The 5,676-nt window shown below is 38.4% G+C and carries 4 protein-coding genes; all 4 read left to right on the top strand.

Features of this window, described 5'->3' with window-relative positions; genetic code table 11:
• On the top strand, nt 1-318 hold a 318-nt coding region (locus ACR2F7_RS00740), incomplete at its 5' end, for a hypothetical protein (RefSeq protein ID WP_432711696.1).
• A 276-nt stretch (nt 319-594) separates the two neighbouring features.
• Nucleotides 595-1,491: an ABC transporter ATP-binding protein gene (locus tag ACR2F7_RS00735; protein ID WP_432711695.1), complete on the top strand. Its 897-nt coding sequence runs from the start codon at nt 595-597 to the stop codon at nt 1,489-1,491.
• A gap of 4 nt (nt 1,492-1,495) precedes the next feature.
• Nucleotides 1,496-5,056, top strand: a complete 3,561-nt coding sequence (locus tag ACR2F7_RS00730) for a M1 family aminopeptidase (protein WP_432711694.1) — start codon at nt 1,496-1,498, stop codon at nt 5,054-5,056.
• 166 nt (nt 5,057-5,222) lie between these two features.
• Nucleotides 5,223-5,618 (top strand): EthD family reductase, encoded by a 396-nt coding sequence (locus ACR2F7_RS00725; RefSeq protein ID WP_432711693.1) that lies wholly within the window; start codon nt 5,223-5,225, stop codon nt 5,616-5,618.
• The last annotated feature ends 58 nt before the right edge of the window (nt 5,619-5,676 follow it).

The raw sequence follows: 5,676 nt of genomic DNA, 5'->3' as shown, positions 1-5,676 counted from the left end.
CACTTTGTGTATATTGATTTAGTGAGCTCGCTGGTTCCAAAATGGATTCCTTTCAAACCATTTTGGACCTATTTAACAGGAATAGCTTTATTAGGCTCCGGAATTTTTATTGGAATTAATGTATTCAGAACGCCGGTTTCTTTGTTACTCTCCCTTATGCTTTTCTTATGGTTACTCTTATTACATCTTCCAGCCTGGTATTCGGGGCCGGATAAAGACGCGGTTAACGCGGTGAGTTCTTTAGAATGTTTCGCATTTTGTGGCATTGCTGTGTTTTGTGCACAATACAAAGTATACAAAAAAGATGAAAAGGATTGAGAGCATCGATGTCCCTTTCGCACGGCCGCTTTTTACATAAGCCATTGCTTCTTTGGATGGATGCAATCAGAAAAACCTTAGATGATTTCATCTCAGGACCGGAATGCGCAAATGCATAACCACTATGCGTTGAATGTTCTCTATTAGCAGCCAACTATCTTCAAATAAAACAGTTACATCATGTTAATTATTGACACATGTTTTTGTTAAACAATTAAAGCGAATATTTATTAAGTTAAAGTTTATTTTATATATTGTGTTCCAAACCCTAACTATATGAAATTAACTATTACTAACCTTTCTAAAACCTATGCAAATGGTGTTCATGCCCTCAAGCAAATTAATTTAACGATAAATTCTGGAATGTTTGGTTTACTGGGCCCAAATGGCGCTGGTAAATCAAGCTTGATGAGAACAATAGCCACCTTGCAGGAACCAGATTCAGGAAGCATACAATTGGGAGAGATTAACGCTTTGAGCCAGAAAGATGCTATAAGAAAAACTTTAGGATACCTGCCACAGGAATTCGGGGTATATCCTAAAATTTCTGCAGAGGACTTGTTGAATCATCTTGCCGTTTTAAAGGGAATCGATAATAGCAAAGAAAGAAAATCCTTGGTAACGAGTTTGCTGCATAAGACAAATCTTTTCAATGACCGAAAGAAACACCTTTCAGGTTATTCTGGCGGAATGAAGCAACGTTTTGGAATTGCCCAGGCGCTGCTATCCAATCCCACGTTAATTATTGTAGACGAGCCTACGGCTGGCTTAGATCCTGCCGAAAGAAACCGCTTTCTAAATCTATTAGGAGAATTAAGTGAAGACACCATCGTTATCCTGTCTACCCACATTGTAGAAGACGTAAAAGAATTGTGTACAGATATGGCGATTATAAATAAAGGGCAGGTGCTCATGCAGGGCCATCCTTTACAGGCATTAGCAGAAATTAATGGCAAAATATGGCGCAAACGGGTAGATAAGGGGGAGGCAGAAGCACTTACAGCGCAGTTAAATGTGATTTCTAATAAGCTCGTTGCAGGAAAGCCTACTTTACATGTATTGGCAGACCACAATCCCGGTTTCGGATTTACCCAGGTAGAACCAGATTTGGAGGACGTTTATTTCTCCTATATCTCTAAAACAAATGAAGAATTATTAACAGCTAATTCTTAAGCATATGTTATTAGAAGTTATCAAATTTGAACTTAGGTATCGACTGAACCGACCGGCAACCTATATTTATTTCGTCATCTTCTTATTACTCTCTTTTTTAGCGGTAAGCTGGGACGGTATCAATATAGGGGGTGACATTGGTAAGATTAAACAAAATTCTTCCATCGTATTATTTGGCATAGCGGGAACACTTTCTATTATACCGGGCATCTTTTTTGCCTCTGCCGTAATGGGCGTGCCAATACTCAGGGATTTTGAGCATAAAATGGAATCCCTGATCTTTACAACAAACCTTACGAAGTTTAATTATTTAGCGGGTCGCTTTTTAGGCTCATTTTTCATTCTCTTGCTCATCAGTACAGGTAATCTTATTGGCACCTTCCTAGGTTGCCAAATGCCATGGCTAGACCAGGATACTTTGCTCAGTGTGGGCATCGGACAGTACATCAGCCCCTGGCTGATCCTCATTGTGCCCAACATTTTTGTTTGTTCCTGTATTTTTTTTGCAAGTGGTGCCTTAAGCAGAAAAATGCTGTTTGTATACCTACAGGCAATTGTGCTCATTGCCATATATTTAATCGCAGGAACCCTGATCGGCGATGTAGAGAATATTGAAAAGGCGGGTATTTTCGATCCATTTGGTTATTATGCTTTCACAGCTGAAACCAGGTATTGGACGGTGGCGGAAAAAAATCTGCTTAGCGTTCCATTTACAGGCTACCTGCTGCTCAACAGGCTGTTATGGATGGGTTTAGCGGTGCTTGTAGCCATTATATTATTTGTTCTTTTTAAATTCAGATCTATTCCGTCAGCGCTCTTTAAAAGGAAGAAAGCAAAAACCCAGGAAAACGTGGCGGCAATACTTGCTCCAATACCTTTCGTAAAACCTTCCTATAGCAGCAACTTCAAAAAAATTACCACATTGGCAAGCCTTTATTTTAAGGAAATAATTCGTTCAATCCCTTTTATTGGCATTGGCCTGATAGGTTTGATTATCTTATTGGTCGATGCACAGTATGCCAGTCAGTGGAATGGCCAGGATCTATATCCCGTAACCTCCATGATTGCGGGCTTTGTTGCAGAAGAGATTTTTCCAATTATTGCCATCATGACTCTTTTTTACGCAGGTGAAATGGTCTGGAGAGAAAAACAGCTTAATTTTCACCAGATATATGACTCCTTGCCTATCAGTCTTAGTGTCCCGATCATTAGTAAGTTTATTGCGCTGGCGGGAATGATATTGGTATATATTCTTTGTTTCATCCCTATTGGGATAGCCCTTCAACTGTTTAAGGGCTTCACAAATATAGAATTCGACGTATACTTTCTCGTGCTTTTATCCAGGTTATATATTTCTATGCTTATTTACCTGGCCATTATGCTGTTTATGCAAAGTATTGTGAACAATAAGTTTCTTGGCTTTGCTTTATCAGTGTTGTTATATATGTACATCCTGTTCTCCAGTCAGATGAAAGTATTCAATAACCTGCTCATTCCAAACAGTGGAAACCTGGGCAATTATTCTGATATGAATGGCTTTGCATTAGGTATGGAGAAGTTTGTGGTACTTAAATTATATTGGGTGGGGATTGGTATAATTTTGCTCGTTCTGGCCGTAATGTTTAGTCAGCGTGGTACAGAAACCAGTTTAAAATCCAGGATGGGAAATTTCAAGCAGCGATTTAAAAGATCTCAGCTTGTTTATTTAAGTCTTGGTGCGTTGCTTACTTTAGCGATGGGATCCTATTACCTATACAATATTTCGGTTTTAAATACTTATAACCATCCAGAATGGGTGAAGGATCAGCAGGCGAGTTATGAAAAAACATTAAAAGCTACATATGGCAAAACGCTGCAGCCAAGTGTTTCTGATATAGTCGCTAAAGTCGAACTCTATCCAAATAACGGCGATCTGGCGCTGACAGCAAAAATAACGTATAAAAATTTAATGCCCTACAAAATAAGTCAGTTGCTCCTACAAATGCCTGGCGATGATGATTTGACATTCAGCAAAATGGAGTTCTCGGTGCCCATGAGGCTTGTGAAAAAATACAAGGACCATAAATTTATGGTCTATCAGCTTCAATCTCCCCTGGCACCTGGCGATTCTCTCTATCTTCAACTGGAAGGCAGGAGGAACGTAAAAGGCTTCAAGAACCAGAATAGCAATGTTTCCTATGCGGAAAACGGTACTTTCATTAACAATTTTGATATATTCCCACAATTTGGATATAATAGGGAGTTGGAATTAGCCGAAACCAAAGATCGTAAAAAACGTGGGTTAAAAGAGCAGGAAGGCTTACCTCCAATTGACGATCAACAGGGAAGATTGCATAATCTTTTCGGTCAGCGGGGACGAACCAACCTGGATATTACCATAGGTACATTAGCAAATCAAACTGCAATTTCCCCAGGTTATTTAATTAAAACCTGGAAAGAGAACGATAGGGCGTATTTTCATTATAAAATGGATAAACCAATCTTCAATTTTTTTAATATCATTTCTGGTAAGTATGAGGTCAAAAAGCAAAAGTGGAACGATGTTAACTTAGAAATTTACTACCATAAAAGCCATCCATTTAATATAGATGTGATGTTTGCCTCCCTGAAAAAGGGTTTAGATTATAATACCAAAAACTTTGGCCCATACCTGTACCAACAAGTGAGGATTATAGAATTTCCACGTTACCGGAGTTTTGCTCAGTCATTTTCAAATACCATTCCATTTTCTGAATCAATCGGTTTTATCTTTAAAAACGCCCCGGAAAAATTAGACATGGGTTACTATGTAACCGCTCATGAGCTGGCTCACCAATGGTGGGGGCACTTGGTCGCTGAATCAGGCAATGTGGGCAACCAGATGTATTCAGAAGGTTTATCGCAGTATGCAGCCTTGATGCTCCTTAAACAAACACTACCAATAGAGGAGTTGAGCCGTTACCTCAAATATGAATTGGACGGGTACCTGAGGGGAAGATCGACAGAAAAGAAAAAGGAAAATTCCTTAGACCAGACAGACGGACAAGGCTATATTCATTACCAAAAAGGTACACTGGCCTACTTCGCCTTACAAGATTATATTGGCGAAGAGAATGTGAACAAGGCTTTAAAAAAACTGGTAACTAACTATGGAAACACGGACAATTATTTAACAACCAATGTGCTAACAGCTTATTTTAAAGAGGTAACGCCCGACAGTTTGAAATATGTGGTTGATGACCTGTTCAGCAAGATTACATTATTTGAGAACAGGGTAATTAATCCGACTGCTAAAAAAGTTGGAAACATGTTTGAGGTCAGTATCCCGGTGCAGACATTAAAATATTATGCCGATAAAGATGGAAATGAAAAGTTGACACCCATTAAAGATTATATTGACATCGGTGCTTATGCGATGGATAAAAAAGGCAAAGAAAAAATTATTTATCTGCAGAAGCACAAATTCACCAAAGACAAATCAATTATTGTCATCAGGTTAAAAGAAAAGCCGGTAAGAGTTGGGATCGATCCTATCTACAAGTTGATTGATCGGAACACGGAAGATAATAAATCGATGATTAATTAAGACTAGGTCAACAGCGGATCTCAATAATAGTTGGGAGATCCGCTGTTGCTTTTGCCAGTACGTTTTAATGGATTAGCGGAAATATAAAAATAGTAACCTAACAACTGATATCCTATGTTATAGAAAGCAAAAAAAATTGAATATTTGTATTCAAAATCAATAGGTTATGAAAATTAAACTAATTTTATCGTTTTTGCTTTTAACAACTTATTTTATGGTGTTTAGTCAAGAAAAGCAAGCTGAGAAAGGCTTAATTAAGGTATCCGTTATGTATCCTTATGCCGAGGGGAAAACCTTCAATATGGAGTATTATGAAACTAAGCACATGCCCATGGTAGCGGGTTATTTAGGAACCAATCTGGTAAAATACACCATCGAAAAAGGGCTGTCAAGTGGTATTCCTAACCAACCTTTACCCTTTGTGGCAATAGGCACATTTTATGTAAAAAGCCTAAATGAATACCAGGCGGCTGTAACGCCCAATAGAGATACTATTCGTGCAGACTTTAAAAATTACACTGATGTTATTCCTGTAATTTTGGTGAGTGAAGTGATTAAATAAGATGAATTTGATTATAAGCTCGCTGCATTAGTTACCGATGCCAAACAGGGTGTTGGCT

This window comes from Pedobacter sp., assembly GCF_045628745.1.
Classification (GTDB): Bacteria; Bacteroidota; Bacteroidia; order Sphingobacteriales; family Sphingobacteriaceae; genus Pedobacter.
The sequence above is the reverse complement of the archived record's forward strand: the minus strand, read 5'-3'. Positions and strand labels throughout refer to the sequence as shown.

What these genes read in the sequence shown, in the direction of transcription:
- ACR2F7_RS00735 (WP_432711695.1), top strand. Translation starts at nt 595, where the DNA reads ATGAAATTAACTATTACTAACCTTTCTAAAACCTATGCAAATGGTGTT.
- ACR2F7_RS00725 (WP_432711693.1), top strand. Translation starts at nt 5,223, where the DNA reads ATGAAAATTAAACTAATTTTATCGTTTTTGCTTTTAACAACTTATTTT.
- ACR2F7_RS00730 (WP_432711694.1), top strand. Translation starts at nt 1,496, where the DNA reads ATGTTATTAGAAGTTATCAAATTTGAACTTAGGTATCGACTGAACCGA.